Genomic DNA, 25,657 nt, shown 5'->3' with positions numbered 1-25,657 from the left:
GGGGAAAATCCCCGCCTTTGAACGATCCATTTACCGGAAAAGCGACAACAGGGTTTGCGGCGCCTGGTTGGCAATCGACAGCGATTGAACACCCAATTGTTGTTGCACCTGAAGCGCTTGGAGACGGGCCGACGCTTCTTCCATGTCAGCATCGACCATGGCGCCGATGCCCGATTGCATCGAATCTGTCAGGCTTGAAATGAACGACGCCTGAATTTCAATGCGGCCTTCCACCGAACCAAAGGCAGAGGAGGCGCTGATCGCGGTATTGATCAGGGTTTCCACTGTTGCCAAGGCCGCTGTTGCGCCGACCCCGGTGCTGACGTTAATGCCGGTCATGGCGCCCAGGCCACCAGATCCTGCGTTGGTGAACTGGCCAGTCACTGCCAGGTCGACGGTGCCGGCATTGGTAAAGGCCAATTCACCGGGGCTGCCGCTGTCGTAATCAACGGTCAAACCAGCGATGCCGAGGTTGTCGATGGCGTTTTTCAAGCCAACAGCGACAATATCCGACGTGGTGGTCGCCGCCGCGTCATCCGCAGTCACGGTATAGGACACTTCCTGGCCGCCAACATTCAAAGACACCCGATCACCCGCAGCAAAGGCCGCGCCGGCAGAATCGTCGATGGTGATCTGATCATTGCCGCCGCCGTTATCAAGAGAGAGCGCGACCGTGTCACCATTGGTTGACGGTGTGCCGCCGGACGAACCAAAGACGTCATTCGCAACATAGTTGCCGGTCGACAGATCCTGGCCTGTGACCGTGATCGACGATGCTGTCACATTGCCGGAAGAATCGCGGTCCAGAGATGCAAGGATTGAGGCGCTGGCAGCGGAGCCATCGACCAGGTTCAGACCATTGAACTGCGCGGCAGATACAACGGCGTTGATCTGGTCTTTCAGAGCGGTGACATCATCGTTGATTTTCGAACGGTCAACATTGTCTTCTTGCGCGGCGACAATCTTGCCCTTCATTTCGGTCAGCAGATTGGTGATGGTTTCCGATGCGTTCCGCGCCACGGCCACGGTCGAAACACCCAACGAAAGGCTGTCGCCAATGGCTTTGAAGCCTTTTACATCTGATTCCATGACCTTGGAAATGGCCCAGACGGCGGAGTTATCTTTGGCGGTCGCAACGGATTTGCCGGTCGAGATTTGCGATTGAACCTCGGACATGCCTTTGTTGATGGATTTGAGTGTTTGCAGCGCGACCATCGCGCCATTGTTCGTCAGGATGCTAGACATAGATTTTCCTTCATACGCCAGACGCTTTTGCGTCGGATTGGGTTCGTGTCGGGTTTTCCGGCCACCGGTCCCCCGGTTGCGATGTCATTCTGACAAGTGCGGCCCGCGTATGTTCGGCGAAGGCTGCGCCACCGATATGGTGCGCTGCCAATTTGAATGTTTTGTCCTAACGCTTTCCTAATTCACATTTCCTCGGTCCGTAGCATTTGAAACAACCAATTCAGGTATTTTTCCTAAATTGATTTCATGCCCGTTTTTCCAATCGACCGCTCTTTGATACTTCGATCATCTGTTTCTGGCCGCTGCGATCATAGGTTTCCAGCGACTTGCGGACACGGCGGATGGTGGAAAACCGTTGCGCTACCGCCTGAATTCCCTTCATCGCGCTTTCAATCAATTCCTGATTGCGCGACAGCTTGTCCTTCAGCTCACCCAGGCCCGTGGTTTCCACATCGGCGCTTTCCGTCAGTTCGCGCAGCAGTCGTTCCTTGGTGTCCAGCACGCGGCCAACCTCATCAATATCGCCGTGCAAAAGCGCCTTGCGCTCGGAATCGAGCAAATCATTGAGTTCGTCCAGAATTTCGCTTGCCTGTTCGGTCATTTTTCAGCCTCCATAAGAGCTTTGACAAAGGTTTCGGTCAGACCCACACCACCGGCGCGCACCATCGCTTCGGATTGTGCCTGGACAAGAAACGAAGAAAATTGTTCCTCGCCGGCACCGCCGCCAAAAGAATCGCGCTGCTTGCCGAAACCTGCGGATTTCAGCATTTCAGCAAGAAAAGTCGCCTCGAGCTTTTGGGCGGCGTGATGAATATTGCGTGCCTTTTGTTCAGTTTGATCAAACCCACGGCTCGTTTGCCCTAAAGGGCCTGTCGCGATTGCAATTGAATGCACCATATCCGGCATCGGAAAATCCTCAAAATTGAACGGGTTTTTCTCAATTTGCCGGAGTATCGGTAAAGAATCGGTAACCGACATGGTGGATATTCATCGGAATTGAGAAGAATTCCTGGAGAACACATGCAGTCGGATGTTTCCACGACCTTGTCTTTGACGGCGCGCACCGGGCCGGATGCGCGCAAATCGCATTCACGCGTAATGTTGAACGGTTTGATCCCGGTGGATCCGAAGACCGGCAGCGGTGGTGCGGCAATTGATTTTGCCAAGGTCTTCGCGGATGGGGCCATCAAGCTGAATGCGGTCAGAAGTGACCCCATATTGGCGGTGCATGCAAAGCAAACGTCGAAAGCCGACGAGGTTGGCTCCACAGTGGCGGCAGAGGGCGAAGCCGCCTGGGACGCGGAGGGTATCCAGCCTGAACCCGAAGAGTCGGGAACCGGAAGGTTGCGGCAAGCGGATGTTGCAACCGCGATGAGCCATGACCAAATGGCCGAAGCCGATCGCGGCGCATCTGAGTCCGGCGTCGCCCCAAAGAATTCGCGGGAGACAAGCTGGAGCGTTTCAGGGTCGCATTTTTTGCACAATACCAATGTGTTTGCGCCAGTTCGTGAGAGCAGCGGTGATTTGGATCGTCGAGGGGAGCCGCAGGCGCGCATTGATGGTCACCAGCCCGGCGACATCATTCCAAATTTTCGTCCTGCACAAGATCCGGTTTCGTTCGGCATGGTTTCGGAGGAGGCTTCGGTCGAAGCCGGGTTTGTTTCGCCGACGGGCCGGGCGGAGAATGATCCAAGCGTTGGTATCGTCAAAAATGTCATGCGTCTTGCGGATGCCAGCCAGCTAAATCCGGTGGAAACCGCTGATCATATGGATTCAGTGCCCAGTCTGGTCGCATCGGTGGATGACGAACCGGATCACGCCCGTGACCCAAGCCGTCCGACGGCCGTTTCCCGGCTACAACCTCCGGCCAGTGACCCGGAACTCACTGGGGTGGAGTCCCCCCAGATGGCCAACGTCGCGTATCATATCCCGTCGTCTGGACCGACATCCGATCTTTCCGGCGACAGCGAAATCCGGCGCTCTACACGGGCGGAAGATGGGCTGCGATCCGTCATTCCCCATCAAACGACAGATATTCCAGTGCGTTTCGGGCAGGTAGCCTCGAAAGATCAGAAATATGCATTGCCGGTTGATGGTCAACTGCCCGTCGATCCGCAGGGTGCGGGCCAAGGACCGTCACTTTCCGGCGACCCTGAAAACACCGACGCCAGGGGGCTGACAAAGACGGACAGAACACCGGCAGGGACCGGCCGATTTAACACAGCCGCCCCTCAGGAAATTGAATTGAACCCGGGTGGGGCCAAAATTGAATTCTCCGCAGCGCCGGAAATCGCTTCGGGTTCAGGGGATCGGATGCATCCGCCGACCGAAACAAACGGTCACAGGGGTCCGGCACCTGAACCGTTAACGCAGTTGACTGCGACTACCTTGCAATCTGACCAAGAGGTTAGGTTGGTCACGTCAAACGAACCGCAAAGGTTTGCCACCACCGAAGATGCTTTGCCGTCTGATATGGTCTCGACACGTCGCGGAACGGCATTGTCGACGCCATTCAAGGGGTCACAACCGGGCAATTTGGCGGAACTGGCCTGGTCGCAGAAGGTCGTGCAAATCATGGGCAATGAGGCCGGTGCCAAACCGGTAACCGCCGACCAATCTCAAAGCTCGCAAACGCCCCCCACAACGTTTGTGCCCGCGATTAATGCGCCAATCGCGACGGATCTGGGACAATCATCGGGAATGGCGGGCGGTGGGGTGGCCGACGTTGTTGCGCCCGTCAGATCACCGCAAGTAGAGGCACCGCCAACGCCGCAAGCCCACAGAGCGGCACCGGACACCACCGGGGGAGTTGCATTGCCACAACCTTTGCCAAAGGGTGAAGGCGCAAGGGAGACGCCATTGGGGGTTTTGACAGGGTCAGACTGGATCGCGCCCGCCGCCAGACCAACCGAGGCAATTTCAACCGCGAACGGGATGCCCGCGCAAGATCAGGGGCAAGGTCGCGAAAAACCGGACGTGCCGACAACCATGGCCGCATCCGATTTGGGCCGTGCGCAAGAACCGCAAACCAAGGCAGCTTTGCCGACAGATTACAGCACGCCGGGATCACCAGCGGAGCCTTCATCGCGGGGCATCGCCGCGCCACCGGACAACGCATCAGGTGGCGATCCCGCCAAACCCAATGCCCTTCAACCGGGCGTCGAAACGCAATCGGTGCAGCCGCGGTCCGAATTGGCCGCGCTGCCCACGCGGGACGTTCCACATCAGAGCGTGACCGCGCCGCAGCCCGCCACTCAGATGCAAAATGCCATGGTCGCCCGCGATGTGGCGCAGCAACTGTCGCTTGTCACCCGAAGCGCCGCCGGCGAGGTGACTGAATTGTCGCTGCGGCCAGACGAGCTTGGCCATGTGCGGATGCGAATGACCGGGGGCGACGGGCAGATTGTGTTGCAAATTCTTAGCGAACGCCCGGAAACCCATGATCTCATGCGGCGTCACATCGACATCGTTGAACGGGCGTTCCGCGAGCTTGGCTACAACGACATCGCATTTGAATTCTCGTTCAATGGCCGCCGCGATCGCAATGCCGCGGGCGGCGATGATATCGGTCAGGTTGCGGAGGAGCCGCAATCCAATGCAACCGAAGGCGCGGACGCACCCGCCACAGCCCCCCAGGCTGAACGCTTGGCTCTTGGCGCCACGCGATTGGATATTCGGCTATAGGAGGCCCCAAATGATTTCATCAAGCACGACATCGGTGACAACCGCCGCCACAAATACGACCACACCCGCCAGCAGCGAGGCGATCCTGAGTTCGGATTACGAAACCTTTCTGAAAATGTTGACCACCCAGGCGCAAAATCAGGATCCATTGAACCCGATCGATTCATCGGATTATGCCGCGCAATTGGCGACGTTTTCGTCGGTGGAGCAGCAGGTCGTGACCAATGATCTTTTGCAAAACATGATGTCGCTCCTCAGCGTCGGCGGGTTGGGGGATCTGGCCTCTTGGGTGGGGCGCGAGGTACGCAGCGATGCTCCGGGGTATTTCGATGGCGCGCCTCTGTCGCTTGCGGTCACCACGGTCACCGGCGCGGATACTTCGCAGCTTGAGGTGCGGGATGCGGCCGGAAACCTGAAGCAGTCGCATCCTCTGACCCCTGGCCAGGCCCGATTTGAATGGGCTGGCGTGGATGAGTTCGGCGCACCCTTGCCAATGGGGGAATACAGTTTTTCGGTCGAAAATTTTACCAATGGCGAGTCTGTTGGCGTGACATCGGTGGCCACCTACAACAGGGTGCAAGAGGCACGGGTGGACAACGGTCAAACCTATCTCGTTTTGAAGGGGGGGCATGTTTTGGCGACAGATTCTGTTACCGGTATCAGAGAGTAACTCAACCAAAGCGTGTATTGGTATTTTTTTTGGATGAAAAACCAGCAGAATATCGGGTTTCGGGGCAGTTTTCCGCAGTAAATGAACGCCACTGTTGCGGAAATGACGCTCAGGTGCTTGCGCCGAAAACGGAGCCAAAAACATGATCAAACGGGTTTGAAGCCTGAGCTATTTCAATGTACTCTGGCGCTGCGTGGGGTGTGTGTTCACCCAATAGTGTCTGGAGAACATGATGAAGAAATTTGCATTGGCGGCGGCCGCAGCGGTTACGCTGGCGTCTGCTGCTCCGGCAGTGGCCGAACCGGCTGACGTCGCGGCCGATCCATTTATCGCCACTCAAGGCGATACAACTGCACTCGCCATTCTTGGCGGTGTTACCGTTCTGGTTTTGATTGCGGCCGGTGGCGGCAATGGTGGATCCTCGAGCACGTCCAGCTCGACCGGAACTCCCTGAGTCGGAATGACCCAAAAAACGAAACGGCGGCCCTTGGGTCGCCGTTTTGCGTTTGGCCACCCGAGGGTGGCAGCGCCGCCAAGATGGCATAAGGCTACGGTCAGGTAAGCGGAATGAAGACCGCCGCCAGACCCGCCCCCATCACAAGCCCACATGCCAGGAACAGCCACCGGCTGCGCAGAATGCGGGACGTGTCTCTGTGTTCCGCTTTGTCGACCTGCTGAATCAGGGCGGCCTCTGCCAGCTCTGGCAACCGGGGCCCGAAACGCGCCAGAACCTTTACCGTGTTGGCCAGATCTTCCAGAAAGGCGCGCGGGCCGATGCTGTTGCGAATATAGCTTTCGACGATGGGATGGGCGACCTCCCATATATTGGTGTGTGGGTTCAGCGAGCGCGCCACCCCTTCGACCACCACCATCGTGCGCTGCAACAGGATCAACTCGGTCCGGGTTTCCATGCCGAAACGTTCAGTCACTTCAAACAGATAGGCCAGCAATTTGGCCATGGAAATGCGCGTCGCATCCATGCCGAAAATCGGCTCGCCCACCGCGCGCAGGGCACGGGCGAATTCATCGACATCGCGGTCGGCGGGCACATAACCGGCCTCGAAATGCACCTCGGCGACACGTTTGTAATCGCGGCGGATAAAGCCAAACAGAATTTCGGCGTAAACCCGGCGGGTGTATTCGTCGATATGGCCCATGATGCCGAAATCAAACGCGATGATATCGCCGTTGGCCGCCACCTTCAGGTTGCCCTGATGCATGTCAGCGTGAAAGAACCCGTCGCGCAGCGCATGGTTCAGGAACAATTGCAGCACGCGTTCGGCCAGTTCCACCCGGTCATGCCCGGCGGCGTCCAACGCGGCATTATCCCCAAGCGCCGCACCCTCGGCCCAGCCCATGGTCATCACCCGGCGGTCCGACAAATGCCATTTGATTTCCGGCAGTTGGAACCCGGCGTCTTCCTTGGTGTTGGCAGCGAATTCCGATGCGGCGGCGCTTTCCAGGCGCAAATCCAATTCGCCGGTCACCACGCCTTCGAAATGGCGGATCACCTCCATCGGGTGCAACCGGCGCGAAGACGGTGACAGCAATTCCACGGTTTTGGCCGCAAAGTAAAACGCGTCGATGTCGCGGTGAAAGGCGCGTTCGATGCCGGGGCGCAGCACCTTGATCGCCACGGTTTCGCCGGTTTCGGCGACAACGGCCTTGTGTACCTGCGCAATCGAGGCCGCCGCCACAGGTTCGCTGATTTCGGAAAAGATTGCCTCGGAAGGTTGGCCCAATGCGGCGGAAATTGTGGCGCGGGCCTCTGCAACGGTAAAGGGTGGCAATTTGTCCTGCAGGACGCGCAATTGCAGCGCCAGGTCGTCCCCCACCACATCGGGGCGGGTCGACAGGATTTGACCGAACTTGATATAGGCCGGTCCCATCGCCGTCAGCGCGCGGCTGACCGGCGGCAGGGCCGAATCGCCACGATAGCCCAGCCATTTGAACGGCCAGCCCAACGTCTTGGCGGCAATGCGCAGCGGCGTTGGCGCGTCAAACGCGTCCAATACGTCATTCATGGCGCCGGTACGTTCCAGCGTTGCGCCAGTGCGGATCAGACGGAAAATATTGTGCGGTCCACGCATTCTAGATCTTCCAACCGGAATGAAGACAGGCCACGCCCATCGTCAAATTGCGGTATTTCGCCTGTTCGAACCCTGCGTCGCGCACCATTTGCAAGAATGTTTCCTGGTCGGGGAATTGCCGGATGGATTCCACCAGATATTGATAGCTGTCGCGGTCATTGGCGATCAACCGGCCCATTTCGGGAATGACATTAAATGAATAGCGGTCATAGGCCCATTGCAGACCGGGATTGGGGATCTGGCTGAATTCCAGCACCATCAACCGCCCACCGGGGCGCAACACGCGATAGGCTTCGGCCAGGGCGTCGGCCGGCCGGGTGACGTTGCGAATGCCGAAACTGATGGTGTAAACATCAAAGCTGTTGTCGGCAAAGGGCAGGGCCATCGCGTCCCCGACCACCCAATCGAGGCTGTCGGCCATGCTTTCGGCCTCGGCACGTTTGCGGCCTTCGACCAGCATCGGCTCGGTCAGATCCAATACGGTGGCATGGGTGGTTTCGGCCCCGCCTGCGCCCGCCCGCTTCAGGAAACGGAACGAAATATCGCCGGTGCCGCCCGCCACATCCAGCAGCTTTTGCCCGGCGCGGGGCGCCAGCCAATCCATCATCGCATCTTTCCAGATCCGGTGAATGCCCATCGACATCGCGTCGTTCATCACGTCATAGCGGGACGCAACAGAGCCGAAAACGCCCTGCACGCGGCCGGCTTTTTCTTCTTCGGGCACCGTTTGGTAGCCGAAATGCGTGGTCTTGGGATTGTCCTGCGTCATGGGGCTTGCCGTTTGGTTCCAGTTGCGTGTTGTTATAGTGCGCTGACAGGCCGACACAATGCGGCCCTTTGTATGGGAGCACCGACTTGCCCGAATTACCCGAAGTTGAAACCGTGCGCCGCGGCATGGCCCCGGCGATGGAGGGCGACGTGATCGCAGCCGCGGCGGTGAATCGGCCTGATCTGCGTTGGCCATTTCCGGAAAATATGGCCGCGCGGCTGACTGGGCGGCGGGTTCTGGCCCTGCGGCGCCGGTCGAAATACATCCTGGCCGACCTCGATTCCGGGGAAACCCTGTTGATCCATCTCGGCATGTCGGGCCGCATCCTGATTTCCGGCGATCCGCAGGGGCGGTTTGTGCGTGATCACCCGGCGGCGGAAAAACATGATCATGTGGTCTTCGACATGGCGGGCGGGGCGCGCATCACATTCAACGACCCGCGTCGGTTCGGCGCGATGGATCTTTTGCCGACCGCAGGCGCAGAAGAGCATCCGCTTCTGGCCAAGCTGGGGCCGGAACCTTTGGGCAATGATTTCAGCGAAACCTACCTGGCCACGGCGTTGGCCCGTCGCAACACGCCGATCAAATCCGCGCTTCTGGATCAGAAAATCGTCGCAGGATTGGGCAATATTTATGTGTGCGAGGCATTATTTCGTTGCGGAATATCCCCAATTCGCAAAGCGCGTGATCTTTCTGAAACACAGATGCACGCGCTGGTGCCGGTCATTCGCGACGTGTTGATGGCGGCGATTGAAGCGGGGGGATCATCGCTCAAGGATTTTCGCCAAGCCGATGGAGAACTTGGATATTTTCAGCACAGCTTTGACGTCTATGGCCGCGAGGGCGACCCCTGTCGCACCCCGGATTGTGACGATACAATTGCCCGTATCGTGCAATCTGGGCGATCAAGCTTCTATTGTGCCAACTGTCAAAGATAGCTTGAACCGCGCAATCAAGCTGATAAGCACGGGAAACTGACCGAAACAACGGAAAGCTTTTTACATGGCCTATGAGACGATCATCGTCGAAGTAGAAGACCACGTTGCCACCATCACCCTGAACCGTCCTGACGCGCTGAATGCGCTGAACTCGCAATTGTTGGGCGAGCTGTGTCAGGCGCTGGGCGAGGCGACGAAAAACGACAAGGTGCGCTGCATTGTGCTGACCGGCTCGGCCAAGGCCTTTGCCGCCGGGGCGGACATCAAGGAAATGTCCGAAAAGTCCTTTGTCGATGTCTTCACCCAGGATTTCTTTGGTCCTGAACATGCCCAGATCATGGGTGTGCGCAAGCCGATCATCGCCGCTGTGGCGGGGTACGCGCTGGGCGGCGGTTGCGAGCTTGCAATGATGTGTGACTTCATCATTGCGGCGGACACTGCAAAATTTGGCCAGCCAGAGATCAATCTTGGTGTGATTGCCGGACTCGGCGGCACCCAACGTTTGACACGGCTGGTGGGCAAATCGAAATCCATGGACATGCACCTGACCGGGCGTTTCATGGATGCAGAAGAGGCCGAGCGCGCCGGTCTTGTCAGCCGCGTGGTGCCCGCCAAGAAGCTGATGGAAGAAGCCCAGGGCGCAGCCCAGAAAATAGCCGAAAAATCCATGCTGGCCGCAAGCGCCGCCAAGGAAGCGGTGAACCGGGCCGAGGAAGTGTCGCTGGCCGAGGGACTGTTGTTTGAAAAGCGGCTGTTCCATTCGCTGTTTGCCAGCGAAGACCAGACCGAAGGCATGGCAGCGTTCCAGGAAAAGCGTCAGCCACAGTTCCGCGACAAGTAATCACACAGGCAAAGGCTGGATTGCCCAAATTTGGCCTTTGCAAACGCGGCGAAGTTGCGTATATCCCGCCGCCATACATGCGCGTGCAGCCCGCTTAGGCTAGAATCATCTCAGACCGGTGCCAGTTTTGGCCGGGGTCCGGGCGGTCCGGCATTGCGCTATTGAAAATACCAGACCCTCGAAAGGGAAGATCAGCATGGCAAATACGCCCCAGTCCAAAAAACGCGCCCGCCAGAACGAGAAACGTTTTGCCGTCAACAAAGCCCGCCGTTCGCGCATGCGCACCTATCTGCGCAAAGTAGAAGAAGCGATCGAAGCTGGTGACAAAGAGGTTGCGGTTGCCGCACTTCGCGCCGCTCAGCCCGAGCTGATGCGTGGCGTTACCAAAGGTATCCTGCACAAAAACACCGCCGCGCGGAAGATGTCGCGCCTGGCTGCACGGGTCAAAGCCATCGGCTGAGTCGCGCTGAAATCGCGTTTCCACGTCGCTATACAAAACGCAAGGGCACCCGGATCTTCGGGTGTCTTTTTTTGTTTCAAAGGCCTTTCATTGGCGGGTTTGTGTCCTGTCTGCACAGCCCGATAGATTCTTTTTCGCCATTCCCTGAGTCAACATTTAGTTTGGGTTGCCGCTCCGCGGCGCGACTTGCTAAGTTCATCTTGCGATTCATGTCGTGAAGTTGGGGGGACAGGCGGAAACAGTCGATTTGCCACGACTGGCTTGGTCAAAGAACCACCGGAAAGCGGTGGAATTTGAACGAGTTAGAGCATTTGCTCACAGCCATGTCCAACAAGTTAGGTTCGGCCAGATACCGATTCCCAGGGGCACTCACCCCTGGTCGGGAAAGGTGTCTGTACAGGTAGGCGCACGCTGTTGGGTATCCGGCAGGGGACCGTGCGGCGCGTTCTATTAGTAGGGGACCGGATGTTGAGGGACATTCGGAAAATCGGGAACAGATGCAGGGACAAATGACAGAAGACCAATGGGGAGCACTACAAGGGCAGTTGCGGGAAACCGTGGGGGCAAACAATTATGCCAACTGGATTGAGCCGCTCGAATTCGAAGGTGTGACAGACGGGATCGCCCGCTTTGCTGTGCCAACCAGTTTTCTGGGCAACTATGTGCACCGGAATTATGGCGAGTTGCTGCAATACACGATGAGCACGGCCGGCGCCGAAGTGCGCCGTCTTCAATTCGACGTGCCGGCGAACAAGGCAACCAGCCCAATGGCGCAGGCCGGGCAGAGTGCCAAAATGTCTCCGGTGCCGCGCGGCCCGGCAAAACCCGCCCCGTCGAAGTCGTCGCAACCCAAGTCAATGCCGAGGTCCGATTTGGCTGATCTGTTGCCAAGCGCACCTTTGGACAAACGGTTCACCTTTGACACTTTTGTCGTCGGCAAACCGAATGAATTGGCGCATGCTGCCGCGCGCCGGGTGGGCGAGGGCGGTGAAGTCACCTTTAACCCGCTGTTTCTCTATGGTGGCGTCGGATTGGGCAAAACCCACCTGATGCATGCCATCGCATGGGAGCTGAAGTCGCGTTCCCCGCATTTGAATGTGCTGTATCTGTCGGCCGAACAATTCATGTATCGCTTTGTTCAGGCGCTGCGCGACCGCAAGATGATGGATTTCAAACAGATCTTCCGTTCGGTTGATGTGCTGATGGTCGATGACGTGCAATTCATCGCCGGCAAGGATTCAACCCAAGAGGAATTCTTTCACACTTTCAACGCGTTGGTCGATCAGAACAAACAGATCATCATTTCCGCGGATCGTGCGCCGGGCGAGATCAAGGATCTGGAAAACCGGATTCAGTCGCGTTTGCAATCGGGCCTGGTGGTGGATCTGCACCCCACCGATTATGAACTGCGTCTGGGTATTCTGCATTCCAAACTGGCCACGCATCGTCTGCAATATCCCGAGCTGGAGTTGGACGAAAAGGTTCTGGAATTCCTGGCGCATCGCATTTCCACCAACGTGCGCGTGCTGGAAGGGGCGCTGACCCGGCTGTTCGCCTTTGCGTCGCTTGTTGGTCGGCCGATCACCATGGAACTGACGCAGGATTGTCTTGCAGACGTGCTGCGGGCATCGGAACGCAAGATCACCATCGAGGAAATCCAGCGTCAGGTGGCCGAGCATTACAATATTCGCCTGTCTGAACTGGTTGGGCCGAAGCGGCTGCGGGTCTTTGCCCGTCCACGTCAGGTGGCAATGTATCTCTGCAAGCAATTGACCAGCCGGTCCTTGCCGGAAATTGGCCGTCGGTTTGGCGGGCGCGATCATACCACGGTCATGCATGGCGTGCGTCGGATTGAAGAGTTGAAGATCCAGGATGGCCAGATTGCCGAAGATCTGGAAATGCTGCGCCGGACGCTGGAAGCCTAGGCCATAGTTGCCAAAAGAGCAGGCAAGAGACTTTCCTTGCCTGCGGCACCCTTGACGCCCCCCTCAAACCATTGGAAACCTCACAGCAACGCCCGAAAAGGGCTTGGAGCACATGGGGGATGCGGCTAACGTGCCGGTTCCGGGCTTTCGGAGGGACAGGGATATGAAGATCAGTATCGAACGCGGCACATTGCTCAAGGCAGTGGCGCAGGCGCAATCGGTTGTCGAACGGCGCAACACCATCCCGATCCTGGCAAATGTGCTGATCGAGGCGGAGGGGGACACCGTGTCCTTTCGGGCGACCGATCTTGACATCGAAGTGGTGGACAAGGCCCCGGCCCAGGTCGAGCGCGCCGGTGCAACGACGGTCTCTGCCGTCACATTGCACGAAATTGTCCGCAAATTGCCGGACGGCGCCTTGGTCACGCTGACCGAAGAGCCAACAAATGGTCGTCTGACGGTCGAAGCCGGGCGGTCCAACTTCTCGTTGGCGACCCTGCCAAAAGAAGATTTCCCGGTCATGGCGACTTCGGAATATTCGTCGAACTTTTCCGCCCCGGCCCCGGTGCTGCGCCGGTTGTTCGATAAATCGAAATTCGCGATTTCGACGGAAGAAACCCGGTATTACCTGAACGGCGTGTATATGCATGTCTCTGATGCCGAAGGCGGCAAGGTTCTGCGCTGTGTGGCGACCGATGGTCACCGGCTGGCGCGGATTGACGCTGATCTGCCTGATGGTGCGGCGGAAATGCCCGGCGTGATTGTCCCGCGCAAGACCGTGGGCGAAATGCGCAAGCTTCTGGATGATGACGATATGGAAATCGCGGTTTCTGTGTCGGAAACCAAAGTGCGCTTTGCCACCCCGGAAATCACCCTGACGTCCAAGGTCATTGACGGCACATTCCCCGACTACACCCGCGTCATTCCCCAGGGCAACACCCGCAAGCTGGAAGTCGATGCATCCGATTTCGCCCGCGCAGTGGACCGGGTTGCGACCGTCAGTTCGGAACGTTCGCGGGCGGTGAAATTGTCGCTCGACGAAGATCGGCTGGTACTGTCGGTCAATGCGCCCGACAGCGGCGCAGCCGAAGAAGAGCTGGCCGTGGCCTATGCCGACGAACGGTTGGAAATCGGGTTCAACGCGAAATACCTGCTGGAAATCGCCAGCCAGGTGGATCGTGAAAACGCGGTGTTCATGTTCAACTCCTCCGGTGATCCGACCCTGATGCGCGAAGGCAACGACACCAGCGCGGTCTATGTCGTCATGCCGATGCGGGTATAACGGGGCAGGGCACAGATTGCCCTCTGCGCTGCCCAGCCATCTGACCCGTCTGAAACTGTCGCATTTTCGCTCGCATAAACATGTGGCGATGACCTGTGATGCGCGTCCGGTGGCCCTGTTTGGTGACAACGGCGCGGGCAAGACCAATATCCTGGAGGCAGTGTCGCTGTTTTCCCCCGGTCGCGGGCTGCGCCGTGCCAGCGCCGAGGATATGACCCGCCGCCCCGAGGCATTGGGCTGGAAGATCTCTGGCGAGTTGCATGTCGAAGGCCGCCCGCGCGAGATTGAGAGCCAATCGGAAAACGGCGCATCGCGGCAGGTGAAGGTGGACGGCAAACCCGCCGCACAGGTGGCTTTGGCCAAATTGGCCCGTGTGCTGTGGCTAATCCCCGCAATGGATCGGTTGTGGATAGAAGGCGCAGATGGACGGCGGCGGTTTCTGGACCGGATGACGCTCAGCTTTTTTCCCGAACATGCCCAAGCGGTGCTCGATTACGAAAAGGCGATGCGGGAACGCAATCGTCTGCTCAAGGATCAAGTGCGCGACGGTCATTGGTATGCCGCGTTAGAGGTGCAGATGGCCCGCGCCGGCGCGGTGATCCATGGCAATCGCCAGGCGACCCTGACGCGGATCGCTGCGGCCCAGGCAGAGGCCGAGACCGCGTTTCCGGTCAGCACCCTGGAACTGACGGCACCAGACGACGACATGCCGGACGGGGAAGAGGCGCTGCGCACCGCCCTTGCCAACAGCCGATCCCGCGACATGATCGTCGGTCGGGCGATGATTGGACCGCACCGCACCGATCTTCATGCGGTTTACACCGCCAAAGGTACGCTGGCCCGTGATTGTTCCACCGGCGAGCAGAAGGCGCTTTTGATTTCGCTGATACTGGCCAATGCCCGCGCGCTGGCCAATGACATTGGCAGCCCGCCGATCCTGTTGCTGGACGAGGTCGCGGCACATCTGGACGCAGCCCGCCGTGCCGCGCTTTATGATGAAATCTGGGCGCTGGGCGCGCAGGCCTGGATGACCGGCACCGGCGCGGAATTGTTCACCGACCTTGGGGATCGCGCGCAGCGGTTCGAAGTGTCGGAAACCGCGGGCGAATCCCGGGTGGCGCCCGCCTAGGGGCCACGCAGAGGTGACACAAAATATTGTGGCATCTGCGTGACATGCCCCCAAAAACACCTTATATTTCGGGCGAGAGAAAAAGAAGGCAACGCATGTCCGAGCAAGCAAATCCCGCACCCGAATATGGCGCGGATTCGATTAAGGTTCTCAAAGGCTTAGAAGCTGTCCGCAAACGTCCCGGTATGTATATCGGCGATACGGACGATGGTTCGGGTCTGCACCATATGGTGTATGAGGTCGTGGACAACGGCATTGACGAGGCGCTGGCCGGTCATGCCGACTATGTCCACGTGAAAATTCACGCCGACAACTCGGTTTCCGTGCGTGACAATGGCCGGGGTATTCCCGTGGACATCCACGAGGAAGAGGGCGTTTCCGCCGCCGAGGTCATCATGACCCAGCTGCACGCCGGCGGTAAATTCGACAGCAATTCCTATAAGGTGTCGGGTGGTTTGCACGGCGTGGGCGTGTCGGTGGTGAACGCGCTTTCTGTCTGGTTGGAATTGCGCGTCTGGCGCAATGGCAAGGAACACTACGCCAAGTTCGAACATGGCGAGACCACCGAACATCTGCGCGTGGTGCGCGATGCGGTGGGTGAATCCGGCACCGAGGTACGGTTCCTGGCTTCAACCGACACGTTTTCCAACCTCGACTATGTGTTTGACACCTTGGAAAAGCGGTTGCGTGAGCTTGCCTTCCTCAACTCCGGTGTGAAAATCATTCTTGAGGATGATCGCCCGGCAGAGCCGCTGCATGTGGAACTGATTTACGAGGGTGGCGTCAAGGAATTCGTCAAATACGTGGATCGCCACAAAAGCCCGATGATGGAAGAGCCGATTTATGTGGCGGGTGACCGCGACGACATCGGTGTCGAAGTGGCGATGTGGTGGAACGACAGCTATCACGAAACGGTGCTGCCCTTTACCAACAACATCCCGCAGCGCGACGGTGGCGCGCACCTTGCCGGGTTCCGTGGGGCGCTGACCCGCACCCTGACGCGCTATGCACAGGAAAGCGGAATCGCAAAACGCGAAAAGATCAGCTTTACCGGCGATGACGCGCGCGAGGGCCTGACATGTGTGTTGTCGGTCAAAGTGCCCGATCCAAAATTCAGCTCGCAGACCAAGGACAAACTGGTCAGCTCCGAAGTGCGCCCAGCGGTCGAGAATCTGGTTGGCGAAAAGCTGTCTGAATGGTTCGAGGAAAACCCGGCGCAGGCCAAGATGATTGTCGGCAAGATCGTCGAGGCCGCCATGGCCCGCGAAGCCGCCCGCAAGGCCCGCGAATTGACCCGCCGCAAATCGGCGATGGATGTGAACTTCCTTGCGGGCAAGCTGAAGGATTGTTCGGAAAAAGATCCGTCCAAGACCGAATTGTTCCTCGTCGAGGGTGACAGCGCCGGCGGATCGGCCCAGACCGGTCGCGACCGGGGCACCCAGGCGATCCTGCCGTTGAAGGGTAAGATCCTGAACGTTGAACGCGCACGGTTTGACCGGATGCTGGGCAGCCAGGAGATCGGCAATCTGGTGATGGCGCTGGGCACCGGCATCGGGCGCGACGAATTCAACATCGAAAAACTGCGCTACCACAAGATTGTCATCATGACTGACGCCGACGTCGATGGCGCGCATATCCGCACGCTTCTGCTGACGTTCTTCTTCCGCCAAATGCCGGAATTGATCGAAGGTGGTTATCTCTATATCGCGCAACCGCCGCTTTATAAGGTGTCGCGCGGCAAGTCCGAGGTCTATCTGAAAGATCAGGCCGCGATGGATGACTACCTGATGAATCAGGGTGTTGACGGCGCGACGCTGAAACTGGCGGATGGCGCGGAAATGGCCGGTCAGGATCTGTTCCGCGTGGTGGAAGAGGCGCGGCAGCTTAAACGGGTTTTGGACGCCTTTCCAACGCATTACCCGCGTCACATCCTTGAACAGGCCGCCATTGCCGGGGCTTTTGTGCCGGGTGCTGTCGATGCCGATCTTCAGGGCGTCGCAGACAAGGTGGCGCGGCGGCTGGACCTGATTGCGCTGGAATACGAAAAGGGTTGGCGCGGTCGCATCACCCAGGATCACGGTATCCGATTGGCCCGCATTCTGCGTGGTGTTGAAGAGGTGCGGACATTGGACGGCCCGATGCTGCGCTCGGGCGAGGCCCGGCGCACGGGCACCTTCACCCAGAACCTGCAAGAAGTTTACGGCTCTGCCGCGTCGTTGCACCGCAAGGAACGTTCGCAAATCATCCAGGGCCCGCTTGATCTGTTGGCGGCCATTCTGGAAGAGGGCGAAAAGGGCAATACCCTGCAACGCTACAAAGGTCTGGGCGAAATGAACCCGGATCAGCTTTGGGAAACCACGCTCGACCCCGACGCGCGCACCTTCCTGCAGGTCAAGATCGACGATCTGGCCGAGGCTGATGACATCTTTACCAAGCTGATGGGCGACGTGGTCGAACCACGTCGCGAGTTCATCCAGAAGAACGCGCTGAGTGTGGAAAACCTCGACTTCTGAGGTCTTTCGGCCAAGCGAATAAACCCGTGTGGCGCGCATGATTTTGCGCGTCACGGATGGCGTCTGAATATATGTAACCGCTTCTATTCAATGGCTTGAGCCTTGTTGCCCGAACCGGTTGATCGGACACAAAAGCACTAGGCCATCCCCCCGGCTGGCTTCGAAAAGCGGCCCATCCATCAGGAGCCTGCGGTCGATATATCCTCATCATTCGCAAGATGGTCGATCAGGGCGCGCACGCGGCGGGTCAGGCGGCGGTTTTGTGGGAACAATGCGGCCACGGTGTAGGGCGCGACGCGATATTCCGGGAAAAGCTCGATCAGGGCACCGGACTGCAAGGCTTCGGCGACGGAATAGGCCGGGCAACGCGCGATGCCGGCCCCCGCTATGGCAAGGCGCGCCGTCGCGGCGGGCGCATTCGCGCGGAGCCGCCCGGTGAGATGAATCGCCACCGGCGCTCCGTCTACGTTGAACCTCCAGATTGTCGGGTCCGTCATGTTGCCATCCAGAATGCAATCATGCGTGGGCAGCGCGTTTGGATGCGCCGGTGTTCCCGCACGCGCCAGATAGGCTGGCGCCGCGCTCACGATCAGGGGCATCGGCCCCAGTTGTCGCACCTTGAGCGAGCTGTCGCGCATGGGGCCGATCCGCACAGCAAGGTCCAGCCCCTCTTCGATGATCGAAACCCTTTGATCTGAAAGCCGAAGGTCGATGTCGACCTCGGGGTGTTGCGCGGCAAAGGCCGCAAGCGACGGTGCAAGCCGGACAGAGCCAAAACCGGTCGGGGCGGAAATGCGTATCACCCCGCGCAATGATCTCTGTTCATTTCGAACCGTTTCTTCAAGCTCGTCAAAACCTTCCAGTAGCGGTTCGCACATGGCCAGATACGTCGCGCCCGCATCGGTCAGGGAAACACTACGTGTTGTCCGGTTGAGCAGTTGAACCCCCAACGCATCTTCCAGATCGGCAACATATTTACTGACCAACCGCGCGGATTTCCCCAGGCGTTTGGCCGCCGTGGTAAAGGACGCGTGTTTTGCAACCAATGCAAAGGCGCGCATTCGGTCGATCTTATCCATGGCGCATTGCGCCCTGTGGGGGCTTAAACATCCTCTAAAAGTGGCAATTATCATCCAGATGCGCAAGTGGCATCTGATGGGGCAGACACGCCAAACACAAAGCAGGAGCTGAAAGATGTCCAACGCCGTTCGCATTCACCACTTTCCGAAATCTGGCCATGCCCACCGTGCCTTGGTCTTTGCCAAGCTTGCGGGGATTGCCCATGACGCCGTTCATGTCGATCTGGCGGCGGGTGCCCACAAGACGCCGGAATTTCTGGCGATGAACCCGAACGGTCAGGTGCCCGTTTTGGAAGACGGCGATGTGGTCGTGTCGGATTCCAATGCCATCCTTGTCTATCTTGCGCGCCAATATGCGCCCGATTGGATGCCAAGTGATGCGGTGGGTGAGGCCAATGTGCAGCGCTGGTTGACGCTGGCGGCGGGTGAAATCGCCTTTGGCTCTTGTGCTGCCCGTCTGATTACCGTGTTTGGCGCGCCGTTGAATGCCGATTTTGCCGCTGCAACCGCCGCCAAGGCGATGCAAAAGCTCGAAGCGGGTTTGGCTGGGCGCGATTGGCTGGTCGGGGATCGCCCAACCATCGCCGACGTTGCCGCCTATTCCTATACGGCACATGCGCCCGAAGGGAATATCTCGCTTGAACCCTATCCCAATGTGCGCGCCTGGCTCACCCGTTTCGAGGCGCTTGATGGCTTTGAAGCGATGCCCGCCACCGCAGCGGGCCTTGTTGCCTGATCCTGTGTCGGGTGGAGGCCGCGTTCTGCGCCTTCACCAGATCCCCTGCCCGCCAAGGATATTTCGATGACCGATACCGCCCCCCGCCATCCTCTTCCCCCGTTCACCCGCGACACCGCGATTGAGAAGGTCCGTCTTGCCGAAGATGGTTGGAATGGGCGCGACCCGGCCAAGGTCACGCGCGCCTATACCCCCGACAGCAAGTGGCGCAATCGGGCTGAATTTCCGCAAGGCCATGCCGAGATCGAGGCGTTCCTGACCCGCAAATGGGCCAAGGAACTCGACTACCGTTTGATCAAGGAGTTGTGGGCCTATGAGGGCAACCGCATCGCGGTGCGCTACGCCTATGAATACCACGACGACAGCGGCAACTGGTTCCGTGCCTACGGGAACGAGAATTGGGAATTCGACAAAAACGGCTATATGGCCAATCGGTTTGCCAGCATCAACGAACACCCGATCACGGAAAAAGAGCGCAAGTTCCACTGGCCCCTTGGGCGGCGCCCGGACGGTCATCCGGGACTAAGTGATCTGGGCCTCTGACCCCGAAAAACTGCAAAAGGATCAGGACAATGCCGGATCGGAACGCCCCCTTTCACAGTGGCGAATTGGCTGCACAAAAACGCGCTGGCGCCAGCGACATCGCAGAACGCGCCGGTCCGTTCATCCGCGATTTCATGCCCGCGCAACACCGCGCGTTTTTTCAGGCACAGCCCTTTCTTGTCGTCGCCTCCAGCGATGCAAAGGGCCAGGTTTGGGCCACAATTGTCGAGGGGGAAGACGGGTTTATTCAATCGCCAGATCCCCGGACCCTCACCCTGTCCACGCAGGTTGATCCAAGTGATCCATTGGCGGCGGGCCTTGGGGCGCAGGTGGATATTGGCGTTGTCGGGATCGAGCTTGCCACCCGCCGCCGCAACCGGATGACCGGCCAAACGCGCCCCACGCCGGGCGGCTTTGCCATTGATGTGCGCCAGTCGTTTGGAAATTGCCCCAAATACATCAACGAACGGGAATGGTGGCGCGAGCCCCTGATCGCTCCGGTTGAGGCGGTGGCAACCGACCAGCTGACCCAAGATCAAATTGCCCGGATCGCCGCCGCCGATACGCTGTTCATCGGATCAGGGCGCCAAGGTCAGCAGGGCGCTGTTTCTAACGGCTTTGACGCCTCTCACCGGGGGGGCGAGGCGGGGTTTGTCCGGGTGGTCGGCCCCAATCGCCTGCGTATTCCCGATTACACCGGCAACAATTTCTTCAACACCATCGGCAATCTGTTGGAAGACCCGTGTATCGGCCTGTTGTTTGTCGATTTCGCCAGTGGCGGCTTGCTGCATGTGACCGGACGGGCCAGCATTGACTGGACCCCAGCCGAAGCACGCGACCCCAGCATCCTGCGCGTGATCGAGGTTGAAATCGACGCCGTGATCGACCGTCCCGCCGCCTTGTCATTGCGGTGGTCGGCCAAACCCACCCCCGCCAGCAACCTGATTGTAAGCGATAAAGTGGTAGAGGCCGAGGGCATCACGTCCTTTCACCTGACACCCGCGAACGGCACCGCGCCCGCGCCGTTTCTTGGCGGTCAGCATTTGCCCATTGCGCTGAACATCCCCGGGCAGGCCAGCAAGCTGCGCCGCACCTATTCCCTGTCGAACACATCCGGTGAAGGGCATTACCGGATCACGGTCAAGCGTGAGCCGGCTGGCCTTGCCTCGCAATTTCTGCACGACCACGTGCAGATCGGTGATGTGATCGAGGCCAAGCCGCCCGCCGGTGATTTTGTGGTTCCAAAAGGGGATGGGCCGATCATATTGGTCAGCGCTGGCGTCGGGATAACACCCATGCTTGCCATGCTCCGCCAGCTTGTGACCCAGGGCGATGACCGCGAAATCCGGTTTGTCCACGGCACACGGAATGGACGCCAATACGCCCTGCGCGATGAAGTCGACGCGCTTGTCGCGGCCCGTGTAAACATCGAAAAACACATCTTTTTCAGCGCGCCAAACCCAGAGGACAAAATCGGTCTGCACCATGACGCCCAAGGCCGGATCACAGCAGAAAGCCTGTTGCCCGAGGGCATAAAACCGGACGCGCAATTCCTGCTCTGCGGTCCGCTGGGGTTCATGATGGACATCAAATCGGGCCTTGAGCAGGCCGGGATCGGGAGCAATCAGATCAAATTCGAAACCTTTGGGTAAACCGGGTGACTGCGTGCCGACCTGTCACAGTGGGGGCGCACGCCATCCGCTGCCCGGCGGCGATGTCCTCAAACCTCTAAAGCGTGGGGTCGTTGGCGGCACGCACCAGCCGGGTCAGATCGCTCAGCCGCTCTTTCTGGCGGCCATCCGCGTCGAAATTTGACGGCGCCAACCAAGCGGAAAACGCCTCTTGCAAGGCGGGCCATTCACGGTCGATTGCGGCAAACCAGGCGGTGTCGCGGTTGCGGCCCTTGACCACCATCGCCTGACGAAAGACGCCTTCATAGCTGAAACCCAGCCGTTGCGCGGCGCGGCGCGACGGCAGGTTCAGCGCGTTGCATTTCCATTCATAGCGCCGATACCCGGCCTGAAACGCCCATTGCATCATCAGATACATCGCCTCAGTCGCGGCGCGACTGCCCGCAAGATCAGGCGAAAGTTGGATGTTGCCGACTTCAATCGAGCCTTCCGCCGGGTTGATCCGCAGATAGCTCGCGACTCCGCCGAATTTGCCGCTGTCCAGATCCTTGATCGCATAAAAAACCTGACCCGGTGCCACAACGGTTTCCCGCACCCAACGATGATATTGCGCGGCGGAATGGAACGGGCCGTAAGACATGTAGTCCCAGCGCGCGTCATGGCCTTCAAAAGCGCGGAACAGCAAAGCGGCGTGCTGTTCGGCATCCAGCGGTTCCAGCCGGGCATATTGGCCTTGCATCACCGCACCTTTCGGGGCCGGCGGTGGGGCCCAGTCTTCGACTTTTTCACCCAGAACGTTCATCGCATCGGCTTTCGTCAGTTCAGGGCAGGATAGGGGGTTGGCAAATTGGCGCAATGGGGAAAAACCAGTGTCTTTCCGCCATGCGCCAATGCCGCCAGACCTAGCTGTCCTGCGGGATCACCCGCAGTCCCAATTCCATCAACTGATCCGACATCGGTTCGGATGGGGCGGACATCATCAGGTCCTCGGCGCGTTGGTTCATCGGGAACATGATGACCTCGCGGATGTTGTCCTGATCGGCCAACAGCATGACAATCCGGTCGATACCGGCGGCACAGCCCCCGTGCGGCGGCGCGCCATATTGAAAGGCGTTGACCATGCCGCCAAAGCGTTTCTTGACCTCGTCGGCACCATAGCCGGCGATTTCAAACGCTTTGAACATGATTTCCGGCTTGTGGTTCCGGATCGCGCCAGAGACCAGTTCATAGCCGTTACAGGCCAGGTCATATTGATAGCCCAGCACATCCAACGGATCGCCATTCAGCGCATCCATCCCGCCCTGCGGCATCGAGAACGGGTTGTGTTCAAAGTCGATCTTGCCGCTTTCTTCGTCTTTTTCATAGATCGGGAAATCGACGATCCAGGCAAAGGCAAAACGGTCCTTGTCGGTCAGGCCCAGCTCTTCGCCGATGACATTGCGCGCCTTGCCGGCGACGGTTTCAAACGCCTTGGGTTTGCCACCAAGGAAAAACGCCGCATCGCCGACATCCAGACCCAATTGCTGGCGGATGGCTTCGGTGCGCTCGGGGCCGATGTTCTTGGCCAGCGGACCGGCGGCTTCCATGCCGCCCTCGATCTCGCCCGATTTCAGCTTGGCCTGGGCTTCTTTTACCTTGATGCCCAGCTCTTGCGCCACGGCATCTGCGGTTTTTTCCCGCCAGAAGATATAGCCCATGCCCGGCAGGCCTTGTTCCTGGGCGAATTTGTTCATTCTGTCACAGAACTTGCGGCTGCCGCCCTTGGGTGCGGGAATGGCGCGGATTTCGGTGCCTTCCTGCTCCAGCAGCTTGGCAAAGATCGCAAAACCAGAGCCTGCGAAATGTTCGGACACGACCTGCATCTTGATCGGGTTGCGCAGGTCGGGTTTGTCGCTGCCATACCAAAGCGCAGCGTCGCGATAGGAAATCTGCGGCCACTCCTGGTCAACCTTCCGGCCACCACCGAATTCTTCGAAAATGCCGGTCAGAACAGGCTGGATCGTGTCGAACACATCCTGTTGCTCAACAAACGACATTTCGAGGTCGAGTTGGTAGAAATCGGTCGGGCTGCGATCCGCGCGCGGGTCTTCGTCGCGGAAACAGGGCGCGATCTGGAAATATTTGTCATAGCCGGACACCATGATCAGCTGTTTGAACTGCTGTGGCGCCTGGGGCAGGGCATAGAATTTGCCAGGGTGCAGACGGGACGGCACAAGGAAGTCACGCGCGCCTTCGGGGCTGGATGCGGTGATGATCGGGGTCTGGAATTCGCGGAAATTGCTGTCCCACATCCGGCGGCGCATCGAGGCCACGACGTCGGAACGCAGCTTCATGTTGTTCTGCATCACCTCGCGGCGCAGGTCGAGATAGCGATAGCGCAGGCGGGTTTCCTCGGGGTATTCCTGATCGCCGAACACGATCAGCGGCAATTCCTCTGATGCGCCCAGCACTTCCATGTCGCGGACATAGACCTCGATTTCGCCGGTGGGCAGCTTTGGGTTGATCAGGCTCTCGTCGCGCGCCTTGACCTCGCCATCAATGCGAATGCACCATTCCGAGCGGACCTTTTCCAAGGCGGCAAATGCCGGGCTGTCGGAATCGCACAGCACCTGGGTGATGCCATATGTGTCGCGCAGGTCGATGAACAAGACGCCACCATGATCCCGGACGCGATGCACCCAGCCAGAGAGGCGGACGGTTTGACCGACGTTGGATTTGTTCAGGTCGGCGCAGGTTTGGCTGCGATAGGCGTGCATTTGCGGGCTCCGGTGGGTCTTTGCGGTTCGCGCCGATACACCGCGCCCGGGCCAGAAAGTCAAGCAGAGAGGGCGCTCTTCCGCCCCTTGCGGGCCGTCTTCGCGACGACGACCACAAGGTCGGAGGAGCGCCGATCTGTTACATTTCGATGATTGGCGCGATTTCGATCGTGCCTTTGCCACCTTCCAGGATCGGACATCCCTTGCCCAGTTCGGCCGCAGCTTCGATGCTTTCGGCCTCGATGATGCTGTAGCCGGACAATGGGTTGGCGCCGCCGCCGTCGGCAAAGCCATCGGCGCTGAGGGTCGATGACATGCCGACGGGATTGCCGCCGTCCACCATCGCCGCACCACATTCGCCCATCCAGGCCATCCAGGCGGCCATCATCCGCTTTCCTTCTTCTTCGGTCTCCGGCATGCCGCCGCCGTGATATGCAAACATGAATTTGGCCATTTTTCGTCTCCTGTTAAGTTTTTGGGTAATTCGGGGTGGTCAAACAAAGTCTCCAGCCTGCGGAGTGTCGCGGCCCATCCGGCTTCATGACCCTTGGCGACATCATCGCTGGGCAGGCCATTGTGATACAGGATCAGGCGGCTTTTGTCGGGGCCATCGGGTTCCACATTGAAAATGACCTCGCTTTCCGCACCGCGCCTGCCCTGATCATCGTGCCAGGCCCATGTAATATGAACTTGTTTCGGTGGCGTGACCGCCAGCACCTGGCCGCTCATGTGATAGATCCCGCTTTCGGCCCCGGCAAAACGCGAAAACCATTGGCCGGGTTGGGTCAGGTCGAGTTGATATTCCTGAAGGGTCCAGCCCTCGTGACCCCACCATTGCAACAGGTTTTCGGCCTCGGTCAAAAAGGCAAAGACTAATGCCTGTGGCGCGTTGAAGTGGCGTTCAATCGTCAGGTCGGTCATGGTTTGCCTATCTCCTTGGCCAGCGCACGGTCCAATCGGTCAAAGCTGCTTTCCCAAAAACGCCGCGCCTCGGCGGCCCAATCCGCAACCGCAAGAAGCCCCTCGGGCCGGATGGAATACATCCGGCGCTGCGCCATGGCCCGACGGTTGACCAGCCCCGCCGCCCGAAGCACCCCAAGATGTTGCGACACCGCCGGGCTGGAAATCCCGAACCCTGCACCCAGATCGCCCGCCGCCAATTCACCTTCGTTCAACAGCCGCTCCACGATGGCAAAGCGGACAGGATCGGCAAGGGCGGCAAAGGTCTGGGGCAGTGGCGTCATGGTGTGGCCCTTTGGCTTGGGATTCTGTCAGATCATTTGTTGTCCACCCACTTAATTAAGTAAAGTCTAAATTACGGCAACAGCAGATGAAGCGCGACAATGCGCCTTATGCCCTTGAACCC

Annotated in this window: 24 protein-coding genes; 13 read left to right on the top strand and 11 right to left on the bottom strand. The window is 58.9% G+C overall.

The genetic code is table 11. The features are described from left to right. Window positions 1-30: 30 nt before the first annotated feature. The 3 genes from Q4577_RS06920 to Q4577_RS06910 form a co-directional block, all read right to left on the bottom strand. The gene (locus tag Q4577_RS06920) at window positions 31-1,245 is read right to left on the bottom strand and encodes a flagellin (RefSeq protein ID WP_303468974.1); all 1,215 of its coding nucleotides are present in this window, start codon (window positions 1,243-1,245) and stop codon (window positions 31-33) included. Window positions 1,246-1,489: 244 nt separating this feature from the next. Further along, entirely contained in the window at window positions 1,490-1,846 is a 357-nt protein-coding gene (locus Q4577_RS06915; protein ID WP_303468973.1) for a flagellar biosynthesis protein FlgN, read from the bottom strand. After that, window positions 1,843-2,142, bottom strand: coding sequence for a rod-binding protein (locus Q4577_RS06910; RefSeq protein ID WP_303469100.1), 300 nt, complete (start codon window positions 2,140-2,142; stop codon window positions 1,843-1,845). The genes Q4577_RS06915 and Q4577_RS06910 overlap by 4 nt, the downstream gene beginning before the upstream one ends. 123 nt (window positions 2,143-2,265) lie before the next feature. Between Q4577_RS06910 and Q4577_RS06905 the strand changes: the two genes are divergently transcribed. From Q4577_RS06905 to Q4577_RS06895, 3 genes are all read left to right on the top strand, one after another. Then, window positions 2,266-4,929 carry a flagellar hook-length control protein FliK gene (locus Q4577_RS06905; RefSeq protein WP_303468972.1) on the top strand — a complete coding sequence of 888 codons (2,664 nt, stop codon included), beginning with the start codon at window positions 2,266-2,268 and terminating at the stop codon, window positions 4,927-4,929. 10 nt (window positions 4,930-4,939) lie between these two features. Beyond that, window positions 4,940-5,599, top strand: coding sequence for a flagellar hook capping FlgD N-terminal domain-containing protein (locus Q4577_RS06900; protein WP_303468971.1), 660 nt, complete (start codon window positions 4,940-4,942; stop codon window positions 5,597-5,599). Window positions 5,600-5,828: 229 nt separating this feature from the next. Then, window positions 5,829-6,053, top strand: a complete 225-nt coding sequence (locus Q4577_RS06895) for a hypothetical protein (RefSeq protein ID WP_303468970.1) — start codon at window positions 5,829-5,831, stop codon at window positions 6,051-6,053. Window positions 6,054-6,153: 100 nt separating this feature from the next. Here Q4577_RS06895 and ubiB read toward each other — a convergent pair whose 3' ends face one another. Both ubiB and ubiE read right to left on the bottom strand, forming a co-directional pair. Then, window positions 6,154-7,689, bottom strand: a complete 1,536-nt coding sequence (gene ubiB / locus Q4577_RS06890) for a 2-polyprenylphenol 6-hydroxylase (protein ID WP_303468969.1) — start codon at window positions 7,687-7,689, stop codon at window positions 6,154-6,156. 1 nt (window position 7,690) lies between these two features. Further along, complete coding sequence (ubiE, locus tag Q4577_RS06885) at window positions 7,691-8,458, bottom strand: bifunctional demethylmenaquinone methyltransferase/2-methoxy-6-polyprenyl-1,4-benzoquinol methylase UbiE (protein WP_303468968.1); 768 nt, start codon at window positions 8,456-8,458, stop codon at window positions 7,691-7,693. 86 nt (window positions 8,459-8,544) lie between these two features. On the opposite strand from ubiE, the gene mutM reads away from it, so the two are divergent. The 7 genes from mutM (at window position 8,545) to gyrB (ending at window position 17,546) form a co-directional block, all read left to right on the top strand. Next, window positions 8,545-9,396, top strand: a complete 852-nt coding sequence (mutM, locus tag Q4577_RS06880; protein ID WP_303468967.1) for a bifunctional DNA-formamidopyrimidine glycosylase/DNA-(apurinic or apyrimidinic site) lyase — start codon at window positions 8,545-8,547, stop codon at window positions 9,394-9,396. Between the two features lie 64 nt (window positions 9,397-9,460). Beyond that, entirely contained in the window at window positions 9,461-10,237 is a 777-nt protein-coding gene (locus Q4577_RS06875; RefSeq protein WP_303468966.1) for an enoyl-CoA hydratase, read from the top strand. Window positions 10,238-10,433: 196 nt separating this feature from the next. After that, a complete protein-coding gene (gene rpsT, locus Q4577_RS06870; protein ID WP_244684120.1) occupies window positions 10,434-10,697 on the top strand; it encodes a 30S ribosomal protein S20 in 264 nt (87 codons plus the stop codon). Window positions 10,698-11,206: 509 nt separating this feature from the next. After that, complete coding sequence (gene dnaA / locus Q4577_RS06865; RefSeq protein WP_303468965.1) at window positions 11,207-12,622, top strand: chromosomal replication initiator protein DnaA; 1,416 nt, start codon at window positions 11,207-11,209, stop codon at window positions 12,620-12,622. 163 nt (window positions 12,623-12,785) lie between these two features. Then, window positions 12,786-13,904 (top strand): DNA polymerase III subunit beta, encoded by a 1,119-nt coding sequence (gene dnaN, locus Q4577_RS06860; RefSeq protein ID WP_244684125.1) that lies wholly within the window; start codon window positions 12,786-12,788, stop codon window positions 13,902-13,904. 28 nt (window positions 13,905-13,932) lie between these two features. Then, entirely contained in the window at window positions 13,933-15,033 is a 1,101-nt protein-coding gene (gene recF, locus Q4577_RS06855; RefSeq protein WP_303469099.1) for a DNA replication/repair protein RecF, read from the top strand. A 95-nt stretch (window positions 15,034-15,128) separates the two neighbouring features. Next, window positions 15,129-17,546 carry a DNA topoisomerase (ATP-hydrolyzing) subunit B gene (gyrB, locus tag Q4577_RS06850; RefSeq protein ID WP_244684127.1) on the top strand — a complete coding sequence of 806 codons (2,418 nt, stop codon included), beginning with the start codon at window positions 15,129-15,131 and terminating at the stop codon, window positions 17,544-17,546. A 179-nt stretch (window positions 17,547-17,725) separates the two neighbouring features. Here the strand turns inward: gyrB and Q4577_RS06845 are convergent, their stop codons facing one another. Next, window positions 17,726-18,625, bottom strand: a complete 900-nt coding sequence (locus Q4577_RS06845; protein WP_303468964.1) for a LysR family transcriptional regulator — start codon at window positions 18,623-18,625, stop codon at window positions 17,726-17,728. Window positions 18,626-18,740: 115 nt separating this feature from the next. Between Q4577_RS06845 and Q4577_RS06840 the strand changes: the two genes are divergently transcribed. From Q4577_RS06840 to Q4577_RS06830, 3 genes are all read left to right on the top strand, one after another. Then, window positions 18,741-19,361 (top strand): glutathione S-transferase family protein, encoded by a 621-nt coding sequence (locus Q4577_RS06840; RefSeq protein ID WP_303468963.1) that lies wholly within the window; start codon window positions 18,741-18,743, stop codon window positions 19,359-19,361. Window positions 19,362-19,427: 66 nt separating this feature from the next. Then, window positions 19,428-19,904 (top strand): nuclear transport factor 2 family protein, encoded by a 477-nt coding sequence (locus Q4577_RS06835; RefSeq protein ID WP_303468962.1) that lies wholly within the window; start codon window positions 19,428-19,430, stop codon window positions 19,902-19,904. Window positions 19,905-19,933: 29 nt separating this feature from the next. Further along, window positions 19,934-21,556 (top strand): pyridoxamine 5'-phosphate oxidase family protein, encoded by a 1,623-nt coding sequence (locus Q4577_RS06830; RefSeq protein WP_303468961.1) that lies wholly within the window; start codon window positions 19,934-19,936, stop codon window positions 21,554-21,556. 76 nt (window positions 21,557-21,632) lie between these two features. Here Q4577_RS06830 and Q4577_RS06825 read toward each other — a convergent pair whose 3' ends face one another. The 5 genes from Q4577_RS06825 to Q4577_RS06805 form a co-directional block, all read right to left on the bottom strand. Further along, window positions 21,633-22,337 carry a GNAT family N-acetyltransferase gene (locus Q4577_RS06825; protein WP_303468959.1) on the bottom strand — a complete coding sequence of 235 codons (705 nt, stop codon included), beginning with the start codon at window positions 22,335-22,337 and terminating at the stop codon, window positions 21,633-21,635. A gap of 100 nt (window positions 22,338-22,437) precedes the next feature. Then, window positions 22,438-24,291 (bottom strand): aspartate--tRNA ligase, encoded by a 1,854-nt coding sequence (aspS, locus tag Q4577_RS06820; RefSeq protein ID WP_303468957.1) that lies wholly within the window; start codon window positions 24,289-24,291, stop codon window positions 22,438-22,440. A 139-nt stretch (window positions 24,292-24,430) separates the two neighbouring features. Continuing rightward, a complete protein-coding gene (locus tag Q4577_RS06815) occupies window positions 24,431-24,709 on the bottom strand; it encodes a hypothetical protein (RefSeq protein ID WP_336623645.1) in 279 nt (92 codons plus the stop codon). Beyond that, entirely contained in the window at window positions 24,676-25,212 is a 537-nt protein-coding gene (locus tag Q4577_RS06810; RefSeq protein WP_303468956.1) for an SRPBCC domain-containing protein, read from the bottom strand. Before Q4577_RS06810 ends, Q4577_RS06815 begins: the two co-directional genes overlap by 34 nt. After that, window positions 25,209-25,535 carry a helix-turn-helix transcriptional regulator gene (locus Q4577_RS06805; RefSeq protein WP_244684147.1) on the bottom strand — a complete coding sequence of 109 codons (327 nt, stop codon included), beginning with the start codon at window positions 25,533-25,535 and terminating at the stop codon, window positions 25,209-25,211. The genes Q4577_RS06810 and Q4577_RS06805 overlap by 4 nt, the downstream gene beginning before the upstream one ends. Window positions 25,536-25,657: the final 122 nt, after the last annotated feature.

This window comes from Marinovum sp. 2_MG-2023 (assembly GCF_030548265.1).
Lineage (GTDB): Bacteria > Pseudomonadota > Alphaproteobacteria > Rhodobacterales > Rhodobacteraceae > Marinovum.
The sequence above is the reverse complement of the archived record's forward strand: the minus strand, read 5'-3'. Positions and strand labels throughout refer to the sequence as shown.